Source organism: Paenibacillus phytohabitans (genome assembly GCF_013141775.1).
GTDB classification, from domain to species: Bacteria; Bacillota; Bacilli; order Paenibacillales; family Paenibacillaceae; genus Paenibacillus_AQ; species Paenibacillus_AQ phytohabitans.
The window spans coordinates 74,988-100,452 of sequence record NZ_WHOB01000059.1 but is presented as its reverse complement, the minus strand read 5'-3'; the positions used below and the strand labels follow the sequence as shown (position 1 = coordinate 100,452).

Below are 25,465 nucleotides of genomic sequence, written 5' to 3'. Positions count from 1 at the left end.
TAAACCCGCCTGGAGACAGGCGGGTTTGTTGCATCTTAGGGACCCAAGACCTTCACCATTTCTGAATTCCTGCACTAAATACAACAATCCCCGCAGTAAATCGACTATATTAATGAATTGTTGTATGAAATGCAGCATTTCCCCTCCTCCAAGCAGATTATCGAAACAATTCTTGTATTTCATACAACAATCCTTCCTAAATTCCAGAAATGTATGGACCCAAGTTGTAAAAACTGCAACATTTCAACTATTCTGAATGGGCTTAAGAAACTCACTTTGCTGCTGCGCGGAGTTCTAAGGATCCAACGCCCGGACTTCTGGGCTAAAAAAAGAACATCCCTCCGCCAACTTGGCAGCAAGGGATGTTCTTCGTCTGAGCTAACTAATCGGATCTAACTAATCACTTGCACTATACTTACTTGCCACAATTCTGTGAACTGTTTCTGTGAACTATTCCTGCCAAATGCCTTTATAAAGTTCAAGCCTTCTCAAGCGCGAATCTTCGTTGCACTCTCACCAGCCGCGACAGCAGCAGAATAGCTCCGATAGCCAGACCCGTAATCAGCCCAATCCAGTAGCCGTAAGCGCCCAGATCAGTATAAGTTGCAATCAGGTATCCGACTGGAAGACCAATCACCCAGTAAGCAATGAAACAAATGATGAAGGCAGGGTTGACATCCTTATACCCCCGCAGTACACCTTGAATAGGAGTTGCGATGGCATCGGAGATTTGGAAAAAGATTGCATAGATCAGGAAATGCTGAATTAGCGATATCACTTCAGGTTCATCCGAATACAGCCCGGCGACATGGCTGCCGGCAAACAGCAGCACCAGCGCGGTAAGCAGGGAGAGGACCGCTGCCGTTCCAATGCCCATGATCCCGTACTGGCGGGCATCCTTAAGCCGGCCGGAGCCGCTCTCGAAGCCGACAAGTATCGTCAGACTCATACAGATGCTCAGCGGAATCATATACAGGGTGGACGCGAAATTGATCGCTGCCTGGTGGGCTGCAATAGTAACCGTATCAAAGCGGCTCATAAGCAGCGTTACGGCTGAGAAAACCGCAGTTTCAAAAAAAATTGAGAAGCCGATAGGTACACCGATCTTCAGCAGTTCCTTAAAGCTGCTCAGCGACATGGCATGAAATTTGCGGAAGAGCTGCAGACCCCTGAAAGGCTCGGCTCGATAGATAAAGACCAGGGCAATCAGGAAGATTACCCAGTATGTAATGGCTGAGGCTACACCGGCGCCTGCTCCGCCAAGGCGGGGGAAGCCGAAGTTACCGAAGATCAGCAGGTAATTCAGTCCCACGTTAACCGGAAGAGCGATCAGTGTGATGAACATCGAGACACGGGTCTGACCCAGTGCGTCAATGCAGCTGCGGACTACGGTATAGCCGAACAACGGAATGATGCCAAAAGAAATCGCCCGCAGGAACCGGAAGGCGATATCCCGTACCTCTGGCTCCAGATTCATGAAATTGAGTACCGGCGATAGGGCCAATCCGCCCAGAATGAGCACCAGCACCGATACGAGCAAGGAGAGCCACATGCCTTGCATGACCTGATGGGCAACATCTTTATTGCGGCGGCTGCCGATCAGATGGGAGACAATCGGGGTGATTCCCATTAGAATCCCGCTGAGTCCGGTCTGAATCGGAATCCACAAGCTTGTGCCGATAGCAACACCGGCGAGATCGTTCGTGCCGAATTTACCGGACATGTTCGTATCGAAGAAAGTAATGGCTGACAAGGCGATCTGTGTAATAAGGATCGGAAGCAGGATATGCAGAAACTGTCCGGCTTTTTGTTTAATGGAGGATGTCTGTTTCATAATAGTGGGTGCCCCGTTATCTTAATAGTAGTTGTAGGATGTACATGCTTAATTCTCAGTAAAAAACCCGGCAGCTGCCGGGTTCCGGATCGTCTTATGGTGATGTCTTATGGTGATTGGATACATCAGATAATTGCTGTAAGCTTATTGTTCGTAATCCACTTCCGAGGTATAACGGTTATTGGCGTTCCAGAGCAGGAATTCATCCACGTTCTCGTCCTTCAAGGCGCGGATCTGGTCTTCAACCTGCTTCTTGCCGTATTTGACATAATGGCCACTGCCGAGCCAGCTGGCGGTGAAATCCTGAATCCATGGACGAATTACAGGCTTGTAGCTGCCGAGCGGATCAAGCTTCTTGTGCGTATCGACCATTGAGCCTTTGATTGTAGCATAAGGGTCCTTATCCGGATCTTTGACGTCAAACCAGCCGGTAGAGTAATGGCTTGGATAGATCATCGGGCTGATGACATCCACATTCTTCGATATTTTGACGAAATCCTGGCCAATGCCCTCTGCTGCAGGAACTGACGCTGCATAGCCGAAGATATCAACAGATACACGTACGCCCAGCGGCGCGAGCTCTGCTTTGGCATATTTGACAAAGTCGGCAATGATTTCTACACGCGGTCTGTCACTCTTGGTGTATTTCAGTGTATCTGCACGTTTCTCGAAGCCTTCAGGGAAGCGTACATAGTCAAATTGAATTTCCTTGAATCCGAGCTTCGCGGCTTCTTTGGCAATATCCACATTGTATTTCCACACCGCTTCATTATAAGGATTCACGAAGCTGTCTCCGCCCTTGTTAGCCCAGACTGAGCCGTCGGTATTTACAAAGGATAATTCCTTGTTCTTCTTAGCCAATACAGAGTCCTTGAAAACAACAATCCGGGCAATCGGATATACGTCATGCTCCTTCAGACGAGTCATCAGCTTGTTGATATCTCCAATGAACGGCTGGGGGTGTCCCATTTGCTGGAGCTCTGTGTTATCCGTTTTGTATGTGATGTAACCGGCGTCATCCTTGATATCGATGACCATGGAATTCAGTTCCGTCTTGTCGAGCAGAGCGAGCAGGGTTTCCATGCGTTCGCCCCCGGCGCTGTAGGCTGTTACATAAATCCCCTTAACCTTAGGTGCATCCGGCTGCGGATCGGTATGAAGTGCTGCGTCTGGTGTTGCGCTTGGTGAAGGTTCCGGCGCTGCCGTGCTGCCAGCTCCACCCGGTGTAATCGCTGTTGATTCTGGATTCGTAGTGTGTTCTGCGACGATGGGGGGATTCATGGCGCTCTGCAGTGCTGCTGCCACATCAGCGTCGTGGCCGTTATTCGGCACACCAACGCCTCCCAGGGCCATCATCAGTAATGCCCAGGTGATGTTCATTCGTTATTCGCTCCCTTTATGTACATTCCCTTAAAGTATAAAGTAACGGATGCACTCAAAAAGAACAGACTTGTAACAATCCCCGTAATTTTTGGTGTCATAAAAAACCGCTCTTGTTGTTTATAAACGGGATGTACGGATTTTGAACCGCTGAATTAAAAAGTAAATGCCGCTCGGATCCGGCACGAAGGCCAAATCCGAAGCGGCAACTATAAAAACTTGCTCTTAGGGCAGCTTGCTCAGTGAAGATACGCAGAATTCTGATGCTCGCAAATGCTGTAATGGATGATATCCATGGCATCTGCCGGTTCCAGAATACTCAGACCGTCACGCAGAACGATTACAGAATTGAGTTCGTCCTGCTTCAGAAACGGTATCATATCGGGATACCACCTCATGACGATTGCTGACAGTTTTACCGTTTCCATTTCCACAAAAATCACCCTTTCCTTTTTCGAATCGAACTGAATTAGAATTCAGGGTCCACCCGGAAAAACGAAGTGCCTGGAAAAAAGAGGGGTAAATCACAATCTTCATGAAATTAGGGTCCTGCGTGGTACTAATATATCACAATTTTAAAATATGCGCATTTTTTTCGGAGCCTATCTTTTGCGGAAAGACCCCATAACCCCGACTGTTTCAACGATGTTCACAAAAGCCTGCGGGTCGCTTGTTTTGATGATCCGTTTGAGCTCTGCGAGTTCGTACCGTGTGGTCACTGTCATTAGCATGTCCCGTTCCACATGAGAATAAGCACCTTCCGTCTTAATCTTTGTGACACCGCGCTGAAGCCCCAGCAATTGCTGCAGAAGCTCATCCGTCCGGGTTGTTACTATATAGACGGTGACTTTGATGTGGCTGACATGAATCAGATCGACGACCTTGCCGCTTACATAAATGGAGACCATGGAAGCAAGTGCCAGGTTCCAGTTGTTATCGAAATAAGCTGCGGCCAGAATAACGAGCCCGTTAAGGCCGACCAGGACATTGCCAATCGGGAAATCGCGGTAACGTGTAATAATCGAGCCCAGAATATCGAAACCGCCGGACGAGCCGCCCACACGGAAGGATACTCCGGCCCCGACACCAACAAGCACCCCTCCGAAGACAGAAGCCAGCAGCATATCCGAGGATACTTGGTGCACCGGTACCAGGGTCATCAGCCAGGTTGTGGCTCCGACAGAGAGGATACTGAGGATGATGAACCTCCGTCCGAGCTGGAACCAGCCGGCGGCAAGCAGCGGCACATTGAATAGTAAATACAGCAGGCTGATATTAAATGGAGTGAAGTAACCGACCAGCATGGCAAGGCCCGATACTCCTCCACTGAGCAGTCTGTGCGGGATCAGGAACAGATTGAAGCCGCAGGCAATCATCGCAGAACCGAAGATTACGGCCAGATAACTCCCGAATAGTCTGAGTTTCAACAAACAAATTCACCTCTATGTTTAATGTAAGTAATGAAAGAAAGGAATGTACTGGTATTCCTGATCGGGTTTGTGATATAATGTATAGGATATTCTTGAGTAGGACGTTACAATGGTATTTTTGCATTGCTTAGAATGCGAAGTTACAGTTGTCAGGTATATGTAGTGGCCTGATCATAGGACATTTTTTTGTCCCAATACGCGCTAAACCATGCAGGAAATACGGCATGATTGGACAGCCTATAAATGTGTTTACCGCTACTTAAGAATACAGACAAGCATGTGGAATGTCCACTGTATAGAAGGAGCATGAATAATTTGAAAACATTCGCAGAATTCGGCTTGGAGCCAAAAGTGCTACAGGCAATCACTGAACTAGGATTTGAGGAAGCAACACCCATTCAGGAGCAAGCTATCCCGCTTGCAATGGCCGGATCGGATCTGATCGGCCAGGCACAGACGGGTACAGGTAAGACCGCTGCTTTCGGGATTCCCCTCATTTCCAAGATCGCCCGGGAAGAAGAGAAAATTGTTGCATTGATTATGACGCCTACACGCGAGCTTGCTATCCAAGTAGCAGAAGAAATCGGCAAATTGACCCGCTTCAAGGGACTTCGTTCACTGGCTATCTACGGCGGGCAGGATATCGGCCGTCAAATCCGCGGACTTAAGAAGAAACCACAGATCATTATTGGTACTCCTGGACGTCTCCTGGATCATATCAACCGCAAAACCATCCGTCTTGATGATGTACAGACCATTGTACTTGATGAAGCTGATGAAATGCTGGATATGGGATTCATGGAGGATATCCAGACGATCCTCAAGCTCGTTCCGGAAGAACGCCAGACGATGCTCTTCTCGGCTACTATGCCTCCTAACATTCAACGTCTTGCCCAGCAGTTCCTGAAGAATCCACAGCATGTATCCGTAATTCCTAAGCAAATCAGCGCACCGCTAATCGATCAGGCTTATATTGAAGTTCCTGAACGCCAGAAGTTCGAAGCGCTCAGCCGTTTGATTGATATGGAGTCCCCTGATCTGGCTATCGTCTTCGGCCGTACCAAACGCCGGGTAGACGAGCTTGCTGAAGGATTGCAAAAACGCGGATATTCCGCTGATGGCCTGCATGGTGACTTGTCGCAGAACCAGCGCGATGCTGTAATGCGCAAATTCCGCGACGGCAGTATTGATGTACTGGTTGCTACAGACGTTGCAGCCCGCGGTCTGGACGTTTCCGGTGTAACTCATGTAATCAACTTTGACCTTCCGCAGGATCCGGAAAGCTATGTACACCGTATCGGCCGTACCGGCCGTGCCGGTAAAGAAGGAACTGCATGGTCCTTCGTGACTCCTCGCGAAATGGATCACCTGCACCTGATCGAACGTGTTACCCGTCACCGCATTACCCGTAAACCGCTTCCTACTATGGCTGAGGCTATTGAAGGCAAACAGCGCATTACAGCTGAACGTTTGCTGGCAATGGTTGAGGACGGCGGCGAACTGAACGAATACAAAGGTATTGCCATTCAATTGCTGGAACAATATGATTCTGTACAGCTGCTATCCGCAGCTATGAAGCTTCTTACCGGCGATAACAAGGATGCGCAAATCGAGCTGACTCCTGAAGATCCGATCCGCGCGAAACGCCGCGGAGGCAAGAACGATATCCGCAGCGGACGCAAGCCTAACGGCGGCGGCTATGGCGGTAACCGTACAGGCTCCGGAACTGGCAGCAGCAGTGGCGGCGGCTATCGCGGTAACCGTGATAATGCCAGCAGCGGCGGAAGCACACGTGGCGGCTACAGCAGCGGCTATGGCAGCAACAGCGGCAGCAGCTACGGCGGCGGCTACAAAGGCAACCGTGATGCGGGAGCAGGACGCGATGGCGGTGCAAGCCGCAGCGCAGACCGTAAACCTTCGGCACGCCCAAGCAGCACAAGCACCCGTCCTGCTAAACAGGATTACGACGTTTAAACATTGCGTTTGATATAGGAAGAAGACGAGCGACCGCGAGCGGTTCTCGTCTTCTTTTTTTGCAGAGATTAGGAAATTATATGCTTCGAGTAATACCTTATCCTTATCATGCACGTTTAGATGAAAGTGCGGGTAATAATGACGAGCAGAATGAACAGGACCAGAATGGTGCCGGTGGAAGTCCAAGGATTGCAGCAACCGGGTGCGGACATGGGGTTAACCTCCTTTAAACAGTGGTTGTTGTGGTTACGATTCTAATATATGGACGGATCACAGAGCTTGCTTAGACACTTACCTATAACTTGTAAACTTGGGCGCTGGAAAAGTCCGGGTCAAATAGGGTATAGTTAAGATACGCAGTATGCGCTAGATAGACAGGAGGAAGGGAATTGGAGTTTAAGGGAGCAATGGGCGGTTTATACCGCATCACAGAATGGATATCACGTATTGCCTTCAGTAATATTTTGTGGGCACTGTGTTCGGTTCCATTTCTGTTCGCAGGAGTTATGAAGATGATTATGCTGGGTTCGGAAGCAGGCGGACCGAATGAGCAGATCACGCTCAACTGGGTACTTGGCGTACTCGCGCCATTCACTGTATTTCCCGCTACGGCGGCGTTGTTTACAGTGGTGCGCAAATGGGTGATGGGCAACACAGATGTAAGCACATTCCGCACTTTTTTTCAGGGGTACAAAGAGAATTATTTCAAAAGCATGCTTGGAGGTATTATCTACACCCTGCTGTTCGTGATTATGTACGTTGATGTTACCGTATACATGACACAAATGGCCAATTTCAAAATCGTCGGTATCCTGATGCTCGTGCTGATGATTATTTTGTTCGTTTCCATGTTCAATTTCTTCTCGATCGTGGTTCATTACCAGATGACCTTCAAGGAAGTGGTGACCAACTCCATTCTGTTGACCATCGCCCGGCCGATCCGTGTATTCTCTACACTAATTGGTTCAGCGGTTCTTCTCTATATAGGTCTGCGGTATCCGGTGCTCTACGCTCTTTGTATTCCTACATTCATTGCTATGCTTGCTTTCTTTAACTTCTATGCAACCTACAACAAGCTGCAGCTGCAGGTGGAGAAGAAGAAGCTGGCTGAAGAGCAGGCGGCGCTGGAAGCAGCCGAGAATGAAGGCATGCCTTCTGACGAGGATGAAGAGGAAGCGGAAGAGGGCATTAACCTCAAGAAGAGTTAACATTCCGGTAACCGAAAGATCAATAATTTTGACGGAAATTTATTCCAGTGTTAATTAAAGCGCACACAGGTTTACTTTTTCGTTAAAACGCAATATAATATTAATAAATCCTGCGATGTACGTTATGGTTGCTCGTTGTTTTGAACCAATGATAATGTCTTGGGAGATCTACATGAAGCGCGGCTGAACAGCCCTGTCTATACGACTTGGGGAATTCAAAAACGACTTCTGCGGTCACCCACCTGCTATAGCAGGTTCAGAAGACACTGCAGCCGGACGGCATAGGCGGGTTTTCTACTGTTTTTGACAAGGCACCCTGTTACCTGCTCACTGCAGGAGTAGGGTGCCTTTTATGGTGTGTGTTCCGGTTTTTTTGTGAGCAGTACTTGTAAGTGCATTGCTGTACCCGCCAGCTAATGGAAGCGGGATGTTAGGACTGCCCTGCCTGGCTGGGCTATTTACCCGGACAAAGTGCGCTATGCTCTTTTGTTCCGGGGATAAGAGTGTTACACTTAGAGTAATGAACTTGGGATTTGAAGAGGGGGAAGAATTTTGTCGTTGAAAAGAACCTTGGTCGGTTTATTTCGCAGTCATGACGGAACAAGCGACCGTGCAAAAGATCCGACACTCAAAACACGTTATTACACTCTTTCAAGAGACAAGGCGTGGGATGAAGTATCCGCAACGCTGAAGAAGATTCCTGGATTCAAAGTGCTTCACGAAGTACAGTCTGTAGGGGAGATCACCCTGGAGAAGAGAACGGCATTCGGCCGCACATTGGATATCACCGTATCTGTGCTGAGTACCTCTCCGGTACGCTGTGCCGTAGATATGTATTCCGCATCCAGAGGATCGCTTGGCGATTTGGGTGCCAATTACCGTGTCATTCAGCGTTTGTACCAGTCACTCGATAAGAAGCTGGGCAAATATAAGGCTGACTAAGAGCAAGCTGCACTTTTCTGTCCAGAGATTGTATGCGGTTTCTAAGCGCGGTACAAGCCGTGCCGGGCATTAATAAATAGGGCTCATCATACGCAAAAAGCGGGAGAAGGATGACCTTCTGCCGCTTTTTTTCACAAAAGTAAGACTGGAAATGTATAAGTATGGTGCGCTTGCGGTTACAGCAGTGCCCGAACAGCAGAGATGGCAGCTTCATAGTCCGGATGCTCTGCCATTTCGCCAAGATATTCAACATAAGCCAGCTTGTCATTCTTGTCCACAACGAAGATGGAACGCATATCCAGACGGAATTCCTTGATCAGTACGCCGTAGGCTTGTCCGAAGGAGGTTTCCTTGTGGTCGGAGAGTGTAATTACACTGTCAATGCCTGCAGCGCCGCACCAGCGTGCCTGAGCGAAAGGCAGGTCTGTGCTGATAGTGAGGATAACCACGTCATCGCCGAGACCGGCAGCCTCGCTGTTGAAGCGGCGGGTCTGTGCATCGCACACACCGGTGTCGAGGGAAGGCACAACGCTGATCAGCTTTATTTTGCCGGCATAATCACCGAGTGAAGCATCTTCCAGCAGATTCTTGCTTACCACGAATGCCGGTGCGGAATCTCCTGCCTTCAGTTCAGGTCCTACGAGAGTAATGGGATTGCCTTTAAAAGTAGCTACACCTGTTCTTTCTTGCGTCATGTCCTTGTTTCCTCCTTGGATTGCAATATTGGATTGTTACTGCCACAATAAATTATAATCTTTTTAGAAGCTGAATGTCGAGCCGGACAAACATACATAAAAGGATGGGTGCTATGATTTTCATACGATACGAGAAGTGGAAAAGTTATCTCCGGTATTATCCGGTAACCTGTGTGCTGATTCTGGCCAATGTGCTGATGTTCATTGTACTGTCGCTGAATGGCGGCTCAACGAATCTGCAGACTCTCGTGAAGTTCGGGGCAACGGTAAATGTCGGACCGGAGAAAGAGGAGCTGTGGCGCTACGCTGCGGCCATGTTCCTGCATAACGGGTTTGCCCATCTGTTCTTTAACAGTTTCGCCCTGCTGGTATTTGCGCCTCCCCTGGAGCGGCTGATGGGCTGGTGGCGGTATGCGCTGCTGTATCTGGCCGGCGGGTTCCTGGCGAACCTTCTGGGGGTTGCCGTCAGCGGCCGCGGAGTAGTAGAGATCGGGATTGTCTCTGTAGGCGCCTCTGGTGCCATCTACGCCGTTTATGGCGCATTCCTCTACATTGCGTTACTGCAAAGAACGATGATGGATGAGGGCTCGCGCAAGACGCTGTACGGCCTCCTGGTGATGGGGATTATTATGTCGTTTGCCACACCGCATGTAGATTATATGGCCCATATCGGCGGTCTGATAGCCGGATTCTTCATTTACGGACTAATGATCCGCGTGTTCAAACGAAACCGACGATAAGAGAGGGTGTAGATGTGGAGCTTAGACAGCTGCAGTATTTTCTAAAGGTTGCCCAAAAGGAACATGTCACCAGAGCGGCGGAGGAGCTGCATGTCGCACAATCTGCAGTAAGCCGCCAGATTCATCAGCTTGAGCAGGAGCTCGGTGTAGATCTGTTCATGCAGAAAGGGAGGAACCTGCAGCTTACTCCCGTCGGACAGCTCTTTTGCAAAAGAGTAGAGTCGCTCCTTAATGAACTGGACCGTTCGGTGGCGGAGGTTCATGAATTCCTTGATCCGGAGCGCGGGGAGATCCGCATCGGCTTCCCGCATAGCCTCGGGACCCATCTCATTCCTTCCATTGTTGCGGAATTCCGCCGTCATTATCCGCATGTTAAATTCCGCTTTAAGCAGGGGGCCTATCCGTCGTTAATTAAGGATGTGATTTCGGGTGAGGTGGATCTGGCCTTCATTTCTCCATTTCCGGAGAATGACGGGCATGTGGCCGGAGATATTGTGATGACTGAAGAGCTGTTCGCCATTCTGCCGCAGAATCATCCGCTGGCCGGAGAGGAAGTGATCCGGCTGGAACAGCTGCGGGAAGAGAAATTCGTCTTATTCAGCCAAGGCTACTCACTGCGGCCGATTGTATGGCAGGCTTGTCTGCAGGCGGGGTTCAAGCCGCAGATCGCTTTTGAAGGCGGGGAGACAGATACGATCCGCGGTCTGGTAGCTGCCGGGATGGGAGTGAGTCTGCTGCCGGAGATGGCGTTCTACCAGACCAATCCGATGCAGCCGGCGCAGGTCCGGGTCGTTGAACCCTCGGTTACAAGAACGGTGGGGCTGATTCACAGGGCGGACGGCAAGCTGCCGCTGGTGGCCCGTTCATTCCGTACCTTCCTGCTAACATATTTCAAAGACAGACAGCAAAACAATACCCCGGTCGGCTCATAGCCTACCGGGGTATTGTTTGTAATTATCTAAGGGTCCGCTCTTAGTCGCGGTTCCCCAGGAACATGAGGATCAGCCGGATAAGCTCGAGCAGCGAGACTAATGCTGCTGCCACGTACGTGAGTGCTGCGGCATTCAGGACCTTGGCGACCCCGCGTTCCTCTTCATTGCGGATGAAGCCTTGCTGGACCATGATCTGGCGTGCCCGGCTGCTGGCATTGAACTCAACAGGCAGCGTGACAAGCTGGAAGGCTACTGCAGCCGAGAAGAAAATGATCCCCAGACCAATAAGATTCAATGAGCTGAAAATAAAACCGGCTAGCAGCATAAAGGGTGCAACACCTGATGCGAAGTTAACAACCGGGAACATCCGGTGGCGGAGTGTCAGCATCGGATAATGTTCCTTATGCTGAATCGCATGGCCAATCTCGTGACAGGCGACGGAAACCGCTGCGATGGAGCTTTCATAATATACGGGCTCAGACAGCCGGACAACACGGTTGATCGGGTCGTAGTGGTCGGAGAGGGTACCCCGTACCGGTTCAATAGGCACGTCGTACAATCCGTTGGCGTCAAGCATGCGGCGGGCGGCTTCATATCCGGTCAATCCATTCATGTTGGGCACCTTGGCCCATTTCTTGAAATTACCCTTGACCCTGAACTGGGCCCACACGGAGAAGATAAAAGCGATAATTAATAATAGATACATTAGGGGCATCATATGTCTCATTCCTCCACTTTAAGTTACAAGCTGTTACATTGGCGGCCCCTGTGTCAGCAGAAGCCGGATCGCTTCCATGCAGGCAACGCCTTGGGGAATTAATGCTGCTAATGCCCGGCTGGCCTGTCCGGGCTTCAAACCGCTAATTACCGGTTCAAGAGCCTTGACTTCACGCTCAAGCTGCTGCATCTGAAGCTCAAGCTGGACCAGCTTGCCTGAGACCTCGGCTTCCGGTGTAGCTGCGTTCCATTTGCCCATCAGGGATTTGATTTCTTCCAATGTATATTTCTCCTGCTTTAGCTGATTAATACGTTGTAAATTGATCAAGGTTTCATGACTGTACAGCCGGTAGTTCTTCATGCTTCTTGATTCGGGTGTAATAAGTCCGAGCTTCGTATAATAATCAATGGTACGCTCACTCGTGCCGGCCGCCTTGGCCAGCTCACCAATACGGTAAAGGGTCATATCTCCAAGTCATCTCACCTCGCTCGAAGCGGCAGGCTGTAATACAGCGATGTGCCCTGCTTCATTTATTATTCTTATAATTAATGATACCAAATCGCAAACCATACAGTCAAACGTCACACTTACTTAAAGTATATGCTGTAATTTCTGAAAGATTCGCTGTTTATTTATATGAGGGATACCTTCTTTGCGGAGTGCGGGAGCACAAATTTCTATAATGGTGGGGATTCAGACAGGGAAGGTAAAGTTTATATATAACACGACATGTGATGTATGGACTTAAGAATCCAAAATATCCTGGATATTCTAATCAGCCGCTTAAGAAAAGCGGTTAAACATATTTTATGTTGAAGATAAACAAGGGTGATGTCAGGTAAAATCCGGCGTGAAAAGGTATGTTTACTAACTGATATTAATAAAAATACATAATGAAAGATCTTGAATCCTACACGAAGTGTATGCGCTTGCATCCTTGACTGGTATGGAAGTTGGCGGTTTCTGCGGATTATCTGCGATCTGGCGGGGGAATTGTCATACAGTGAATAAATCGTGAGCTTCCGATAATAAATTAAAACATTCAAAAAAATAGTCTTGTCAATTTCCCTGACTTCTGATTATAATGACATTAAGAGTTTCACGCTTTGTTAGAAAATATAACATTGGGGAGTGGGGTAAAGTATGAAAAAAAAGATGTTGATGATGTTCCTGGCCATGGTTACACTGATGATCTATCCGGTCAGCGCATTTGCAGCTGAGGGTCCGGCAACACCGGATCTGCAAATCGGACTTGACACTGCGTTTACGTTCCTAGCATTTATCCTTGTATTCTTTATGCAAGCTGGTTTTGCAATGCTTGAAGCAGGTTCGGTCCGGATGAAGAATGCAGGCCACGTTGCCGGTAAGACGGTATTGACACTGGCCATTGCAAGCTTGTGTTTCTGGGCTCTGGGCTTTGGTCTTGGCTTCGGTAACGGCAATAGCTTCTTCGGTACTACAGGATTCTTCTACGGTGGAGATACAACGGCTTCCTCGTTCGAATCCCTGTTATTCTCCGATGTCACTCTAAATGTTAAATTCCTGTTCCAAATGGCTTTCGCAGCGGTTTCTCTGGCGATCGTATCCGGTGGTATGGCGGAACGTGCGAAGCTGAGCGTATACATCATCTTCGGAATTCTTTTCTCAGTAGTGATCTATCCGGTTGTAGCTCACTGGGTATGGGGCGGCGGCTGGCTGGCTGAGCTGGGCATGCAGGACTATGCAGGTTCCACGGTTGTCCATCTTACAGGTGCAACTGCAGCTGTTGTGGCAACAATCCTCCTTAAACCCCGTCTGGGCAAGTTCAATAAAGAAGGCAAACCGGTTATCATACCTGGTCACAACCAGGTATTCACAGTACTCGGTGTTATCATTCTCTGGTTCGGCTGGTTTGGCTTCAATCCGGGTAGTGCATTGTCCCCGATGGGCGGATTCTTCGGCCACGTGGCTCTGACAACGAACCTGGCTGCAGCGGCAGGCGGTCTGGCAGCACTGATTGCTTCCTGGCTGTACTTCGGCAAGTCGGACATTCCGGCAATGCTGAACGGTGTACTGGCTGCACTCGTTGCGATCACTGGTGCCTGCGCATTTGTAGAGCCTTGGGCGGCAATTCTTATCGGCTTTGTAGCTGGTGCCTTCACATTCATGACTTCACAGTGGCTGGAACGTGCAGGACTTGACGATCCAATCTACGCCTTCTCTGTTCACGGTATTGCAGGGATGTGGGGAGCGATTTCTACAGGCTTGTTCGCAACACCTGAGCTTGTTGAAACTGTTGGTGTTGGTAAGGCCGGCCTGTTCTACGGCGGCGGGCTACACCAATTGGGAGTACAGGCGCTTGGTGTCATCGGAACCTTTGCTTTCGTGGCAGTGATGTCCTTCATTATCCTCTATGTGATGAAGATGGTTATCGGACTTCGTGTAACGGAAGAAGAAGAATTGATGGGTCTGGATATCAGTGAGCATGGTACTTACGGTTATCCTGAACAAATGAAACTGATTACAGAATCGGAATCCAAACCCTTGAAATAATTATATCTTCTACTCAATAGGGAGGCGGACCGAGTGGCTTCGATGGAGACAGCAGACTGGAACGAAGATGAAAGATACTTGTCCATCGTAACGGCCGGTTCGCCGCAGGAGCTTAAGGCCAGGCGTACCGCTTGTCAAAAAGTACTTCTGGAGCAATTAAACGTTATTCCGGTTGAGGAATGGATGTGCCGGGTGAATGCAATGCATGATCAGATTGCAAGAACAGCGGTACACATATGTGAGGCGCAGATGAAGGAGGCGGGCTATGGCCTGCCTCCCTGCGCCTATTCCTTTATTGTATTCGGCAGTGCAGGCAGACAGGAAGCTACGCTGTGGAGTGATCAGGATAATGGTTTGATTGTAGAAGGAGAGCTGGATGGGCTCAAGAAAAGCTATTTCGAAGCCTTTGGAGCCATGTTGTCCGATGTGCTTGAAACTACAGGTTACGAGAAATGCGACGGCAAGGTGATGTGCTCCGAGCCTTTGTGGCGTAAAACACTGCCTGAATGGGAGCATCAGCTGGCGGGATGGATGGAGCAGCTGGAATGGGAGCCTGTCCGTTACCTGATCATAGCTTCTGATATGCGCCATGTGGCCGGCAGCGTAGAGTTGTCCGCGAAGTGGAAGGAAGCCTTTCATGCCGGGTTTGCAGACAATCACAAACTGACAATGGCTGTGCTGCGCAATACCGTGCGTCATAAAGCAACGCTTAATCTGCTTGGACAGGTGCTCACGGAGCGGTTTGGCGATTATGCAGGCGGTTTTGATGTCAAATATGGGCTTTATATCCCGCTTGTCAATATTGTCAGGCATTTGTCGCTGCTGCACGGGATAGAGGATTCTTCGACGCTGAAGAGGCTTGAGCATTTGGCTGAACTGGACAAATACCAGCATCTTGAAGAGATCCGGCGGGCATTTCTGACGGCCTTGAAGATGCGTGTGAATACGCCTTATACGGTAGAGGACGGCTTGCTTGCAAGCAGTGATTACTATGCCGAGAATGATCTGAAGAATAAGCAGCTCAGAAGTGAGCTGCGGGAAAGTCTGCTGCTGGTCAGGCGCCTGCACAAGGCCCTGCAGCGTCAGCTCCGGTCCGCGGAAAGGAGACAGCCATGAAGGAGCCGAACAAAGGCGGAGGGTTCTGGAACAACCTGAGACAAGGCGGAATGCCATCCGCCATCGCTTCCATGAGAGGCGGAGAATCGGCGCAGCAAACCGCACAGCAGATGGCTTTTATCCGTTCTCTTATGCGCGAAAAACGGCGTCCGGAAGTGCTGCATACTCCGCTCTCTGAGCTGGAGACCGTTATATTTGATCTTGAGACTACCGGCTTCTCTCATCAGGGCGGGGATGAAATTATGTCCTTCGGGGCGATCCGTGTGGTAGGGGAAGAGATTAAGGAAGACGAATGTTTCTATACGCTCGTGAATTGCGGGACGGCTATTCCTGATAATATTACCAGGCTGACCGGGATTTCAGAAGAAATGACATCCAGTGCCCCGTCTTTGATGGATGGACTGCACAATTTCATGTCCTTTGTAGGCCAGAGAGTACTGGTAGCGCATGGAAGTGCACATGATAAATCTTTTCTGAATGCCGCCTTATGGAAAACCTCCAAGGTCCAGCTGACCCACCGGGTACTGGATACGATGATGCTGGCCCGCTGGCTGGAGCCGCACCGCAGTAATTACACGCTGGATGAGCTGCTGGCCATCCACGAGATCCCGATTGAAGGCCGTCATCATGCGCTGGAGGATGCCAAAATGACGGCGAAATTATGGGTAGCTTATCTCCGGCAGATTTCCCAGAAGAACCAGGTGGAGACACTGGGCGATCTGTACGCTTATCTAAGCAGGACTTAAGGGCACATGCTGTAAGGCAGGTGTCTGTGCAGAGCCATTGCTGTCCGTACGCTGTATTAGGAAGCCGTTCAACAGCGGAGTACCGGTATGGCCGGTTCCCGGAGAGCCGATCAGGTATACCTTGAACTCAGGCCCCAGCGAAGACAGGCCGTTCAGATCGGCAAGAGAAGGCCAGGGCGCAGCATGCGGATGGGAGTGGAAGAATCCGACAGGTGCGGGTTCACGGTATACGGCTCTGATCCATTCTCCGGGATCAGGTACGAAAGAATGCAGCGGGTCAGGCGCTACGTTGCGTACCGGCACATAGTTGTCGATACACATGCCGCCCGCTGCGGCAGCTCCCAGCAGGATTCCGCAGGCTTCCTGCGGATAACAGGACAGCAGATGCTTCCCCAGCATATGCTGTACGGAAGAGCTCAGTCTGATGGACTGGGGGATTCCCTGGCTCGCTGTCATATCTTCACCCCTCTCTCTTCATGGGATTTCGTCTTTGACGGAATCCTCTTTTTTTATTGCAAATAACGTTTGAAACTGCAGCAGGTGGGGGTACAATAGAGGAAAATCCTCTAAGCAAAGGAACTGACTCCTATGAAAGCAGTCCATAAACGGAATTTGACTGTTCTGGCCCTGATTGTTTTTCTGGCCGTTCTTGCCATAGAGCATAGAAGCAAGGCTGAACCGAAAGCGGTCGCGGTCCTTCAACAGCAGGCGGAGCCGGAGACTGGTGCTTACGCAGGCTTGAGAGCCCCTTCATTCATCCTGCAGGAAGGCGACAAACAGTATGAAGTCGGGGGAGCAAGGGAGAAAGCGGTAATGCTGAATTTCTGGGCCTCCTGGTGTGATCCCTGCCAGCAGGAAGCTCCGGAGCTGAACAAGCTGGCAATGAAATACAGCGATGTGCTGGATATTTACGGCATCAATGTTACCAGCCAGGATTATAAACCCAACGCAGAACGGTTCGTCAAAAAGTACATGCTGGCTTTTCCGGTGATGTATGATCTGAAAGGCCAGATCTTCGATAAATATAATGGAGCTGTATTCCCGACTAATGTACTAATTGACAAGAAGGGTGTAATTAGCGAGATCATTCTGGGTGTCCTGACCGCTGAGGAACTGGAGCAGAAGATTATCGCCTTAACCGGCTCCTGACGAGGCCGGCAGCAAGGTGCTGCAAAGCCCCCCGGTGCGGATGTACTTCCGCACCGGAGGGCTTTTGCTTTTGAACAACCTATGGATAAAGGCAGTTAGTGATTGACTAAGCCTCTCGGCTCACTGCTGGCCTGGGTGCCCTGATCCAGCGAAATCTGTCCGAGCAGGGCATAGCGCATAGAATCGACTAGTGCCTCCCAGCTCGCTTCAATCACGTTGCTGGATACGCCTACAGTGCTCCAGGTGTCTCCGTAGTCTTTGGATTCAATGAGTACGCGAACCTTCGCTGCGGTCTGGTCCTGCTCGTCAAGCACCCGGACCTTATAGTCGGAGAGGTGCATATCCTTAAGCTGCGGGAAATACGTCTGCAGCGCCTTGCGCAGCGCGTTATCCAGTGCATTGACCGGACCATTGCCTTCTGCCGCAGTGTAAAGGTTCTCGCCGCCGACCTTCAGTTTGACGAAGGCTTCAGAGACGACGGGCCGGCCGGCAGTTTTCTCTACCAGCATCTTGAACGACTCGAAGGTGAACAGCTCGTTCATCTCCCCGGTAGCTTCCCGGAGCAGCAGTTCAAGCGAGGCATCCGCCCCTTCGAACTGATATCCCTGATGCTCCAGGTCCTTGATCTTATCAATAACCTTGCGGGCCTGTTCGCTGCTTGGGTCGAGACTGAGCCCCATCTCCTGGGCTTTGGACAGCACATTGCTCTGCCCAGCGAGTTCAGAGACAAGCACACGCTGTTTGTTGCCGACCAGCTCGGGAGCGATATGCTCATAGGTGCGCGAATCGCGCAGAATAGCCGAGACATGGATGCCGCCCTTATGGGCAAAAGCCGCGGTTCCGACATAAGGCTGGTTTACCGGCATGTTCACGTTGGCGACTTCGCTGATGAACCGGGCGGTGTTGGTTAATTGGGGTAACGAATCTCCAGGTATACAGTAATACCCCATCTTCAACTGCAGGGTTGGAATGATGGAGCACAGATTGGCGTTGCCGCAGCGCTCGCCATAGCCGTTAATGGTTCCCTGAACCTGGCGTACACCAGCGCCGATTGCGCTTAAAGTGTTAGCTACCGCAAGCTCGCAATCGTTGTGTGTATGAATGCCCAGAGCAGCCCCCGGAAGCTGGATGCCCATGCCGGAGACAATCTCCTGAATTTCATGCGGCAGGGTGCCGCCGTTCGTATCGCACATTACAAGCCAGTCAGCTCCGGCTTCGCGGGCACGGGCGAGTACGGCAGAAGCATATTCGGGGTTGTTCTTATACCCGTCGAAGAAATGCTCCGCATCGAAAATGACCTCAAGTCCCTGACGTTTCAGGTAGGAGATGGAGTCGCCGATCATGGCCAGGTTCTCTTCTAGTGTAGTCTGCAGCGCAGTATGGACATGGAAGTCCCATGACTTCCCGACCAGGGTCGCTGCCGGAACACCGGCATCAATCATTCTTTGCAGCCCGTCGTCGTGCTCCGCTACTGAATTCTTGCGCCGGGTACTGCCGAATGCCGTGATTTTGGCATTAAGATGGAGCTCCTGGACTCTTTTGAAAAATTCGATGTCTTTGCTGTTGCTTCCCGGATTGCCGCCTTCAATATAATGGACACCCAGATCGTCGAGTTTCCTGGCAATCTTCAGCTTGTCATCCGCCGACAGACTGATCCCTTCGCCTTGAGTGCCGTCGCGCAGGGTAGTATCGAAGATGGAGATAGACTTAGACATGAGTGTCCTCCTAAAAGTGTTGTTTGGCATAACTTCCTTGAAACCGCTTCGTGCAAAACTGGCCTCGGAAGCATTAGCTTAAGTTGTAGTTGTAGTTAGCATACACATGTATGAAATTAATTTTTATATTATAGCATTTTTACGCGGGAAAGTAACAAAGAACTTTTCACTTAAACGCCACAAGAGGCTCTTCTGCAAGTTGACCTCCCGCAAGGTGAAGAGTTATGCTGACAATAACAATGGAACCCTGAAGATAAGAAGGTAGATACCATGCAGAATGTGGATCAATATTATCCGGCAAGCGGCAGGGTTATTCTACATGTGGATATGAATGCCTTTTACTGCTCGGTGCATGAGGCGGAGGATCCGGAGCAGTATAAAGGTAAAGCGACGGCCGTTGCCGGGAGTGTGGAGTCCAGACGGGGGATCATCGTCACTTGCTCCTACGCCGCACGCAGGCTGGGCATCTCAACCGGGATGCAGGTGCAGAAGGCGCTGCGTATCTGTCCATCCTTAATCCTTATTAAGCCGGACTTTCATTTATACCGCAAGTACTCGAACGCATTTATGCAGATTGCCTACAGCTATACTCCGCTGCTTGAAGCGGTATCGATAGACGAATGTTATCTGGATATTACCGGTTCGCGCCAATTCGGGACCCCTCCGCAGATTGCCGAGGCGCTGCAGCGGCGTATTATGGAAGAGCTGGGTCTGCCCTGCTCCATCGGGATTGCCCCCAATAAGCTGCTGGCGAAGATTGCCTCTGATCTAAAAAAGCCGAATGGTATATCCGTGCTGCGCCTGCGCGATGTGCCGTCCATTCTATGGAACAAACCCTGCAACGAGATGTTCGGAATCGGCAGCAAGACGGCCGAGAAGCTGAAGAAGCTGGGCATCTACAGCATTGGACAGCTGGCGGCAGCGGATGAGGCGATGCTGGTCGGACATTTTGGCGTGATGGGCTCGTGGCTGAAGCGGGCCGGCAACGGGATCGATCACGGGGTAGTGAACCCTGAGCGGGAACAGAGCAAGTCCATCGGCCACACGACTACGCTGCCCCGGGATGTGGTGGGGCTGGCGGAGGCGCGTCCGATCCTGCTGAATCTCAGTGATCAGGTGGCGCGGCGGCTGCGGAAGCAGGGTCTGGTCGCTGCAGGGGTACAGCTAACGATCCGTACACCGGATATGAAGACGATTACCCGTTCGCGCCAGCTGGAGGCACCTACAGAGAGCGCTGAAGACATCTATAAGGCTGCTCTGGACCAGTTCGCGCGCCACTGGAAGGGCGACAAGCCGGTACGGCTGCTGGGGGTGACCCTTCAGGGGCTGACGCTCAAGGAGGATTCCGCCATTCAGCTGGATCTGTTCGATTACGAACGGCAGCCGAAGAAGGAATCGCTGAATAAGGCGATGGATATGCTTCGTAACAAGTTCGGCGAGAATGCGGTGCTGACAGCAGGGATGCTCACCGACAGCCACTCGGCGCGGCTGCGCAATCACAAGGAGCGGGGAACCTCGCTGCAGAAGGACAATCTCAGTGGTGCGGACCGGGATACCGACTGAGATATCGGCCCGGAATTGCAGCCTGGATGCGGCCGTTTAATAGGGCAATACTGTAAACACATTGAAAATTCATTGAAATTGTATCCTATTTATATTAATATGAGAAAAATAACAGGCTGCTACTGCAGGCTGTATTGTTTAACGGGAGGCAGAGATAAAATGGCTAAGTACACTTGGGTCGAAAAAGATACATGCATCGCTTGTGGTGCTTGTGGCGCGACGGCCCCTGATATTTTTGATTACGATGACGAAGGTTTGGCAGAAGTGATCTACGAGAATGACGGTAACCACGGGAATGTAGTGATTCCGGACGACTTGTTCGATGACCTGCAGGATTCCGCAGACGGATGTCCAACAGACTCCATTAAGATTGCGGATGCGCCGTTCAACAAAGAAGGCTAAGTCCGGACTTCAATTCATCAGTACCTAATGTAAGGATCGGATATAGGGTGATACTTATATTTGATCCTTACATTAACATAAAGGCATCTCCTGACCGTGATAAATGCGGCTTGAGATGTCTTTTTTTAATGTCCTGACCGATATAAAATATAAAGAAACTAAGTTGAATCATAGATTCCCGGAGGCCAATGTGAAAAATTCGCAGCATCTTAAAGCATATGTGCAGATGCATCCTGATAACAAGATGGCATGGTACTTGCTCGGTAAGGAATACTATAAGAACGGTCAGCAGGGAAAAGCCAATTACTGCTTCAACCAGGCCGGCGAAGTGTATGAAGCTTTTGAGCACAGCAAGGTGCCGGCCGATATGCTGAAGCAATATGAGGATGGGCTGCTGCAATCCGCCCGGGAACGCCAGGCAGGCAGGCTGAGGAAACGCCGTGTACTGCTGGCCTTGATGCTTCTGCTGCTGTTGCTGATCCCGGCTGCAGTGGCGCCGGGGGTAAGCCAGGAAAGCTCTGAAGCACCGGACGGGGAGAATGCGGCTGTTGCCCTGACTGAGCTGCCGGCATCAGATGAAGAAGAGACTCCGGCAGTTCAGCCAAGCCTGTCCTTCACCGCTGTAGGGGCAGATGCCGTTTCCGGCGGCCAGGGACTGGCGGGTATCCTGCAGAAGGCACAAACGCCTTCCGCCACGGCGATGCTAAGCATGGAGCGGGCGGGCAAGTGGCTGGTGTGGAAGAAGAAGCTTCCGCTGGCGGCTACGCTTGCCAAGAGCGGGGACGGACGTGTAGTGTACCAGTCCTACAATCCGGCTGTATGTGACTGTCAGCCGCCTGATCCGGCGGAAATCAAGAAGCAGGCGGAGCTGTGGCAGGAGAAGCAGGAGGAGCTTGCCGTGCTCTGGAGTGCCATGCGTGCCTATAAGACGGGCAAGGGGGCCCTTCCCGGTTCGCTACAGGAGCTGGTGAAGCCTTTTCCGGCCAATTGGCTGGGCGGCACGACACCGCTGATGAAGGAGGAGTTCGGTCCGCTCCGCGGGGCAGCAGCGGGAATTGCTGCAGTGCCAAGCCCCTCTCCGCAGCCTGCCGTAACACCGGCCGCCGGTTCAACGGGGCAAGGTCAGACAAGCGGGGGCAGTCCTGAGGCGGGCAGCGGAGCCGGTGGGACGGAAATGCCCTTTTTTACAGCACCGCTCACGATTATTGTAGATAAACAAAAACACCGTCTGGCAGTAACCAGCGGCAATATTATTCTGCGGAACTATGCAGTTGGACTTGGCGGTGACAACACACCTGAGGGGAATTTCGTCATTCGGGATAAAGTGGTCAATCCGAATGGACGTGATAACGGAGAATTCGGCAGCCGGGGCATGCAGCTCTCGGACAGTAATTATGCGATACACGGTACGAATGAACCGGAAAGCATCGGGAAGGATGAATCACTGGGCTGTATCCGGATGAGCCGGAAGGATGTGGAGGAGCTGTTCGCGATGGTGCCGATGGGCACGAAAGTGCAGATTAGTAAAGGGGTTCTGCCTGAGGAGCTAGCCGTGCCGGAGGACCGGTTCCCTTCGGATGCGCCCCCAAATCAGACCAACCCCCATAAGGTCTACCATTGGTTGAATTAGTTCCCTGCTACGAGAAACAAAACGACAATGAGAAGAACCAGCAGTACCAGACTTGCACTGATCCATAGGATTGCCTTGCGGTTAACCTCTTCTTTTTTCTGCTGCAGGGTAGGAGGTTTGCGTTTAGTTGACATATTGTCATCCTTCTTTCTCTCTTTATCTGTGATTACCCTTACATTGTAATGCGTTTACAAGAAAATTACTATACTCTGAGGGACAGGCTGGAACAATCGCTGCGGCAAAAAACTTTTCTTTTCACCCGGAAACGGATAAAATTAAGAAGAAACCTATAGATACGGGAGTCAACCTGCGATTTGTGGTTCCCTTGAAGGAGCGAGAACGGTGCTGTATCGACATTTTGGTAAACCAATTTTCTTTAAAATGGACCCGGAGAAGGCGCACCATCTCGTCATAGGCGGACTAAATAAAGCGAATTTAGTTCCCGGCGGAAGTGCGGCGATGCGCCTCATGTACGGTGTTCCTGAGACTGCCGATCTGGCAGTGGATCTGTTTGGCGTGCATTTCCCCACACCGGTAGGCTTAGCTGCAGGACTGGATAAGAATGCTGAAGCGGTAGGAGGCTTCTCTTCAATCGGCTTCGGATTTATGGAAGTAGGCACAGTGACGCCGCTGGGCCAGCCGGGCAATGACAGCCCGCGGTTATTCCGCCTATTGCCGGACAAGGCGCTGATTAACCGGATGGGCTTCAACAATGAAGGCGCAGCGGCCATGGCTGAGCGCCTGAAGGGGATGAAGAAGCGCAGGATTCCGGTTGCGGTCAATATCGGGCGCAACAAGGCCACCCCGAATGAATTGGCGCATGAGGATTACCGCCAGTGTATCCGTACGCTATATCCGTACGGTGATTTTTTTGTGGTCAATATCAGCTCGCCAAATACGCCGGATCTCCGGAGTCTCCAGCATGGCAGTGAGCTCTCGAACCTGCTTAGCCAGGTGAAGGAAGAGATGGAGCTGCAGCGGGTGAAGACCGGAGAAGCCAAAGGGCTGCTGGTGAAGATCGCTCCCGATGTCAGCGACGCCGAGCTGGAATATATGGTACATACAATCACAGAGGCTGGAATGGACGGCGTGATTGCCACCAATACGACACTCGTCCGTGAAGGGCTGAAGAGTGACAAAGCCGGGGAAACGGGAGGACTCAGCGGCCAGCCGCTGCGTGACCGCTCCACAGAGATTATCCGCAGAATCTACAGCCAGACCGGCGGCAAGCTGCCGATTATCGGCTCGGGCGGGATTTTTACAGCCCAGGATGCTTATGACAAAATCCGGGCAGGCGCAAGCCTGGTCGAAATTTATACAGCACTCATCTATGAAGGACCGGAGGTTAACCGCAAAGTGCATGCCGGATTACGGCAGCTGCTGCGGCGGGACGGTTTCCGTCAAATCCTAGAAGCGGTGGGCGCTGATCATCACTGAAGGATGAATGGACAGGAGGACAAGGCGATGGACGTCAGGGACTGGGGAACTTTTCTACTTCCATATGAACAGACTGTGGAGGAATTGAAGGTTAAATTTAAGACAATGCGCTCGGAACTCAAGAAAAGAGAAGAATATACACCGATTGAGTTCGTAACCGGACGTGTGAAACGGCTGTCGAGCATACTCGAAAAGGCCAAACGGTTAAACGTGAAGATGGAGGATCTGGAAACGGGCATTGAGGATATCGCCGGCATTCGTATTATGTGCCAATTCGTCGAGGATATCCGCAGAGTGGCGGAATACATCCGTGCCCGCAAGGACCTTGAAGTGTTATATGAGAAGGATTACATCACCAACTACAAGGAAAGCGGATACCGCAGCTTCCATATGATTATCAGATACCCGGTACAGACTGCACTTGGACAAAAGATTGTACTGGCCGAAATTCAGATCCGCACGCTGGCGATGAACTTCTGGGCAACCATTGAGCATTCGCTGAATTATAAATACCGCGAGAGCCTGCCGGATGAAATGCGGGTCCGCCTGAAGACGGCAGCGGAAGCGGCATCGATCCTGGACAGCGAGATGTCCAGTATCCGTGAAGAGATTCTGGAAGCCCAGAAGACCTTCGAGGAGAACTCGAATACGACGACCCAGCTGCTCAAAGCCATCCATCAGCTGTATTTCTATCACCTCGTGAATGAAGCGATTGAGTGCCAGGAGCGGTTCAATGCCATCTGGCAGGTGCAGGATATGGATGCTATGCGGGAGCTGCTGGATCATGTGCGGGAGCTGCTCTCGAATGCCAAGAAGGGCAGCCAGCCGGATGGCCTATGAGCCGCTGTACCTGGAGTATCTGATCTATTTCAACCGGGACAGGGATTACTTCGAATGTCATGAGGTGCTTGAGGAGCTATGGCTGGAACAGCAGCGCGACCCGCTCTACAAAGCATTGCTGCAGGTAGCGGTCGGGCTGTATCATTTCCGTAACGCCAATGTACGCGGCGGACGGATCATGCTGAGGCAGTCCTATGAAGTACTGCGTGGATATCCGGCGGTTACCTTGGGGATTGATCTGGCGAAGCTCGTGCATGAAGTGGGAGAGTATGCCGCCCGGCTTGAAGCTTATGAAGAGCAGCCGTTTCTCTATTATGATCTGACGATCCGTATTGTTGATCCTGTGCTGGAAGAAGCGGCGGGAATGACTGCGCAGTCTCTTAAGCCGCAGCTTCCCCAGCGCCGGGGGCCGCAGCGGCCGGATAGACCCAGGCACAGAGCAGAATGAATATAGCAAGGCATAGATCGGATTGAATATAGGA

At 51.0% G+C, this 25,465-nt stretch carries 26 protein-coding genes and 1 other RNA gene; 16 read left to right on the top strand and 11 right to left on the bottom strand.

From position 1 onward, the window contains the following. Nucleotides 1-478: 478 nt before the first annotated feature. From GC101_RS18575 to GC101_RS18560, 4 genes are all read right to left on the bottom strand, one after another. Nucleotides 479-1,834, bottom strand: coding sequence for an MATE family efflux transporter (locus tag GC101_RS18575; protein WP_171718443.1), 1,356 nt, complete (start codon nt 1,832-1,834; stop codon nt 479-481). 144 nt (nt 1,835-1,978) lie between these two features. Continuing rightward, complete coding sequence (locus GC101_RS18570) at nt 1,979-3,214, bottom strand: putative glycoside hydrolase (protein WP_171718442.1); 1,236 nt, start codon at nt 3,212-3,214, stop codon at nt 1,979-1,981. A 239-nt stretch (nt 3,215-3,453) separates the two neighbouring features. Next, nucleotides 3,454-3,642, bottom strand: a complete 189-nt coding sequence (locus tag GC101_RS18565; protein WP_171718441.1) for a hypothetical protein — start codon at nt 3,640-3,642, stop codon at nt 3,454-3,456. A 174-nt stretch (nt 3,643-3,816) separates the two neighbouring features. Further along, nucleotides 3,817-4,641, bottom strand: a complete 825-nt coding sequence (locus GC101_RS18560; RefSeq protein ID WP_039299805.1) for a YitT family protein — start codon at nt 4,639-4,641, stop codon at nt 3,817-3,819. A 318-nt stretch (nt 4,642-4,959) separates the two neighbouring features. Here GC101_RS18560 and cshA point away from each other — a divergent pair, with 318 nt between their 5' ends. Next, nucleotides 4,960-6,618: a degradosome RNA helicase CshA gene (gene cshA, locus GC101_RS18555; RefSeq protein ID WP_042135729.1), complete on the top strand. Its 1,659-nt coding sequence runs from the start codon at nt 4,960-4,962 to the stop codon at nt 6,616-6,618. A 116-nt stretch (nt 6,619-6,734) separates the two neighbouring features. Here the strand turns inward: cshA and GC101_RS18550 are convergent, their stop codons facing one another. Beyond that, the gene (locus GC101_RS18550) at nt 6,735-6,830 is read right to left on the bottom strand and encodes a hypothetical protein (RefSeq protein WP_039299719.1); all 96 of its coding nucleotides are present in this window, start codon (nt 6,828-6,830) and stop codon (nt 6,735-6,737) included. A 177-nt stretch (nt 6,831-7,007) separates the two neighbouring features. Here GC101_RS18550 and GC101_RS18545 point away from each other — a divergent pair, with 177 nt between their 5' ends. The 3 genes from GC101_RS18545 (at nt 7,008) to GC101_RS18535 (ending at nt 8,768) form a co-directional block, all read left to right on the top strand. After that, entirely contained in the window at nt 7,008-7,826 is an 819-nt protein-coding gene (locus tag GC101_RS18545; RefSeq protein ID WP_171718440.1) for a YesL family protein, read from the top strand. 104 nt (nt 7,827-7,930) lie between these two features. Beyond that, nucleotides 7,931-8,122: non-coding RNA, 6S RNA (gene ssrS, locus GC101_RS18540), on the top strand. A 256-nt stretch (nt 8,123-8,378) separates the two neighbouring features. Then, the gene (locus tag GC101_RS18535) at nt 8,379-8,768 is read left to right on the top strand and encodes a DUF1499 domain-containing protein (RefSeq protein ID WP_039299722.1); all 390 of its coding nucleotides are present in this window, start codon (nt 8,379-8,381) and stop codon (nt 8,766-8,768) included. A 176-nt stretch (nt 8,769-8,944) separates the two neighbouring features. Here GC101_RS18535 and tpx read toward each other — a convergent pair whose 3' ends face one another. Then, a complete protein-coding gene (gene tpx / locus GC101_RS18530) occupies nt 8,945-9,463 on the bottom strand; it encodes a thiol peroxidase (RefSeq protein ID WP_171718439.1) in 519 nt (172 codons plus the stop codon). A 113-nt stretch (nt 9,464-9,576) separates the two neighbouring features. Here tpx and GC101_RS18525 point away from each other — a divergent pair, with 113 nt between their 5' ends. Continuing rightward, on the top strand, nt 9,577-10,203 hold the full coding sequence (locus tag GC101_RS18525) for a rhomboid family intramembrane serine protease (RefSeq protein ID WP_171718438.1): 627 nt from the start codon (nt 9,577-9,579) through the stop codon (nt 10,201-10,203). Nucleotides 10,204-10,217: 14 nt separating this feature from the next. Continuing rightward, nucleotides 10,218-11,135 (top strand): glutamate biosynthesis transcriptional regulator GltC, encoded by a 918-nt coding sequence (gene gltC, locus GC101_RS18520; protein ID WP_039299738.1) that lies wholly within the window; start codon nt 10,218-10,220, stop codon nt 11,133-11,135. Nucleotides 11,136-11,175: 40 nt separating this feature from the next. Here gltC and GC101_RS18515 read toward each other — a convergent pair whose 3' ends face one another. Beyond that, entirely contained in the window at nt 11,176-11,853 is a 678-nt protein-coding gene (locus GC101_RS18515; protein WP_371916272.1) for a zinc metallopeptidase, read from the bottom strand. A 33-nt stretch (nt 11,854-11,886) separates the two neighbouring features. Continuing rightward, nucleotides 11,887-12,318, bottom strand: coding sequence for a MerR family transcriptional regulator (locus tag GC101_RS18510; protein ID WP_171718437.1), 432 nt, complete (start codon nt 12,316-12,318; stop codon nt 11,887-11,889). Between the two features lie 678 nt (nt 12,319-12,996). Here GC101_RS18510 and GC101_RS18505 point away from each other — a divergent pair. The 3 genes from GC101_RS18505 to GC101_RS18495 are packed head-to-tail and all read left to right on the top strand — an operon-like array spanning nt 12,997 to nt 16,247. Beyond that, nucleotides 12,997-14,385, top strand: a complete 1,389-nt coding sequence (locus tag GC101_RS18505) for an ammonium transporter (protein WP_171718436.1) — start codon at nt 12,997-12,999, stop codon at nt 14,383-14,385. 42 nt (nt 14,386-14,427) lie between these two features. Continuing rightward, nucleotides 14,428-15,501 (top strand): DUF294 nucleotidyltransferase-like domain-containing protein, encoded by a 1,074-nt coding sequence (locus tag GC101_RS18500; protein WP_216626677.1) that lies wholly within the window; start codon nt 14,428-14,430, stop codon nt 15,499-15,501. Next, nucleotides 15,498-16,247 (top strand): exonuclease domain-containing protein, encoded by a 750-nt coding sequence (locus GC101_RS18495; protein ID WP_042135741.1) that lies wholly within the window; start codon nt 15,498-15,500, stop codon nt 16,245-16,247. Before GC101_RS18500 ends, GC101_RS18495 begins: the two co-directional genes overlap by 4 nt. On the opposite strand, the gene GC101_RS18490 is transcribed toward GC101_RS18495, so the two are convergent. Beyond that, nucleotides 16,233-16,703, bottom strand: coding sequence for a M67 family metallopeptidase (locus GC101_RS18490; RefSeq protein WP_052421788.1), 471 nt, complete (start codon nt 16,701-16,703; stop codon nt 16,233-16,235). The genes GC101_RS18495 and GC101_RS18490 overlap by 15 nt on opposite strands. A gap of 132 nt (nt 16,704-16,835) precedes the next feature. Here GC101_RS18490 and GC101_RS18485 point away from each other — a divergent pair, with 132 nt between their 5' ends. After that, entirely contained in the window at nt 16,836-17,396 is a 561-nt protein-coding gene (locus GC101_RS18485; RefSeq protein WP_171718434.1) for a TlpA family protein disulfide reductase, read from the top strand. 95 nt (nt 17,397-17,491) lie between these two features. Here GC101_RS18485 and cimA read toward each other — a convergent pair whose 3' ends face one another. Next, on the bottom strand, nt 17,492-19,111 hold the full coding sequence (gene cimA, locus GC101_RS18480; protein ID WP_171718433.1) for a citramalate synthase: 1,620 nt from the start codon (nt 19,109-19,111) through the stop codon (nt 17,492-17,494). Nucleotides 19,112-19,381: 270 nt separating this feature from the next. On the opposite strand from cimA, the gene GC101_RS18475 reads away from it, so the two are divergent. From GC101_RS18475 to GC101_RS18465, 3 genes are all read left to right on the top strand, one after another. Beyond that, on the top strand, nt 19,382-20,674 hold the full coding sequence (locus tag GC101_RS18475) for a DNA polymerase IV (protein WP_171718432.1): 1,293 nt from the start codon (nt 19,382-19,384) through the stop codon (nt 20,672-20,674). Nucleotides 20,675-20,833: 159 nt separating this feature from the next. Continuing rightward, nucleotides 20,834-21,076, top strand: coding sequence for a ferredoxin (locus tag GC101_RS18470; RefSeq protein WP_036702186.1), 243 nt, complete (start codon nt 20,834-20,836; stop codon nt 21,074-21,076). 190 nt (nt 21,077-21,266) lie between these two features. Further along, nucleotides 21,267-22,706: a L,D-transpeptidase family protein gene (locus GC101_RS18465; protein WP_171718431.1), complete on the top strand. Its 1,440-nt coding sequence runs from the start codon at nt 21,267-21,269 to the stop codon at nt 22,704-22,706. Here GC101_RS18465 and GC101_RS18460 read toward each other — a convergent pair. Then, a complete protein-coding gene (locus GC101_RS18460) occupies nt 22,703-22,840 on the bottom strand; it encodes a hypothetical protein (RefSeq protein ID WP_171718430.1) in 138 nt (45 codons plus the stop codon). The two genes, GC101_RS18465 and GC101_RS18460, sit on opposite strands and share 4 nt — an antisense overlap. Nucleotides 22,841-23,048: 208 nt before the next feature. Between GC101_RS18460 and GC101_RS18455 the strand changes: the two genes are divergently transcribed. Genes GC101_RS18455 through GC101_RS18445 form a run of 3 tightly spaced genes read left to right on the top strand, consistent with a single transcriptional unit; the run spans nt 23,049 to nt 25,431 of the window. After that, entirely contained in the window at nt 23,049-24,143 is a 1,095-nt protein-coding gene (locus GC101_RS18455; protein ID WP_171718429.1) for a quinone-dependent dihydroorotate dehydrogenase, read from the top strand. A 27-nt stretch (nt 24,144-24,170) separates the two neighbouring features. Further along, nucleotides 24,171-24,983 carry a GTP diphosphokinase gene (yjbM, locus tag GC101_RS18450; RefSeq protein ID WP_039299775.1) on the top strand — a complete coding sequence of 271 codons (813 nt, stop codon included), beginning with the start codon at nt 24,171-24,173 and terminating at the stop codon, nt 24,981-24,983. Continuing rightward, nucleotides 24,949-25,431 (top strand): DUF309 domain-containing protein, encoded by a 483-nt coding sequence (locus GC101_RS18445; protein WP_343049751.1) that lies wholly within the window; start codon nt 24,949-24,951, stop codon nt 25,429-25,431. Before yjbM ends, GC101_RS18445 begins: the two co-directional genes overlap by 35 nt. Nucleotides 25,432-25,465: the final 34 nt, after the last annotated feature.

Coding starts and splice junctions, on each gene's coding strand:
- GC101_RS18525 (WP_171718438.1), top strand. CDS start 9,577: ATGATTTTCATACGATACGAGAAGTGGAAAAGTTATCTCCGGTATTAT.
- GC101_RS18485 (WP_171718434.1), top strand. CDS start 16,836: ATGAAAGCAGTCCATAAACGGAATTTGACTGTTCTGGCCCTGATTGTT.
- GC101_RS18490 (WP_052421788.1), bottom strand. CDS start 16,703: ATGACAGCGAGCCAGGGAATCCCCCAGTCCATCAGACTGAGCTCTTCC.
- GC101_RS18445 (WP_343049751.1), top strand. CDS start 24,949: ATGCCAAGAAGGGCAGCCAGCCGGATGGCCTATGAGCCGCTGTACCTG.
- cimA (WP_171718433.1), bottom strand. CDS start 19,111: ATGTCTAAGTCTATCTCCATCTTCGATACTACCCTGCGCGACGGCACT.
- GC101_RS18505 (WP_171718436.1), top strand. CDS start 12,997: ATGAAAAAAAAGATGTTGATGATGTTCCTGGCCATGGTTACACTGATG.
- GC101_RS18565 (WP_171718441.1), bottom strand. CDS start 3,642: ATGGAAACGGTAAAACTGTCAGCAATCGTCATGAGGTGGTATCCCGAT.
- GC101_RS18510 (WP_171718437.1), bottom strand. CDS start 12,318: ATGACCCTTTACCGTATTGGTGAGCTGGCCAAGGCGGCCGGCACGAGT.
- GC101_RS18500 (WP_216626677.1), top strand. CDS start 14,428: ATGGAGACAGCAGACTGGAACGAAGATGAAAGATACTTGTCCATCGTA.
- GC101_RS18495 (WP_042135741.1), top strand. CDS start 15,498: ATGAAGGAGCCGAACAAAGGCGGAGGGTTCTGGAACAACCTGAGACAA.
- GC101_RS18475 (WP_171718432.1), top strand. CDS start 19,382: ATGCAGAATGTGGATCAATATTATCCGGCAAGCGGCAGGGTTATTCTA.
- GC101_RS18515 (WP_371916272.1), bottom strand. CDS start 11,853: ATGATGCCCCTAATGTATCTATTATTAATTATCGCTTTTATCTTCTCC.
- GC101_RS18570 (WP_171718442.1), bottom strand. CDS start 3,214: ATGAACATCACCTGGGCATTACTGATGATGGCCCTGGGAGGCGTTGGT.
- GC101_RS18550 (WP_039299719.1), bottom strand. CDS start 6,830: ATGTCCGCACCCGGTTGCTGCAATCCTTGGACTTCCACCGGCACCATT.
- GC101_RS18460 (WP_171718430.1), bottom strand. CDS start 22,840: ATGTCAACTAAACGCAAACCTCCTACCCTGCAGCAGAAAAAAGAAGAG.
- GC101_RS18575 (WP_171718443.1), bottom strand. CDS start 1,834: ATGAAACAGACATCCTCCATTAAACAAAAAGCCGGACAGTTTCTGCAT.
- GC101_RS18470 (WP_036702186.1), top strand. CDS start 20,834: ATGGCTAAGTACACTTGGGTCGAAAAAGATACATGCATCGCTTGTGGT.
- yjbM (WP_039299775.1), top strand. CDS start 24,171: ATGGACGTCAGGGACTGGGGAACTTTTCTACTTCCATATGAACAGACT.
- tpx (WP_171718439.1), bottom strand. CDS start 9,463: ATGACGCAAGAAAGAACAGGTGTAGCTACTTTTAAAGGCAATCCCATT.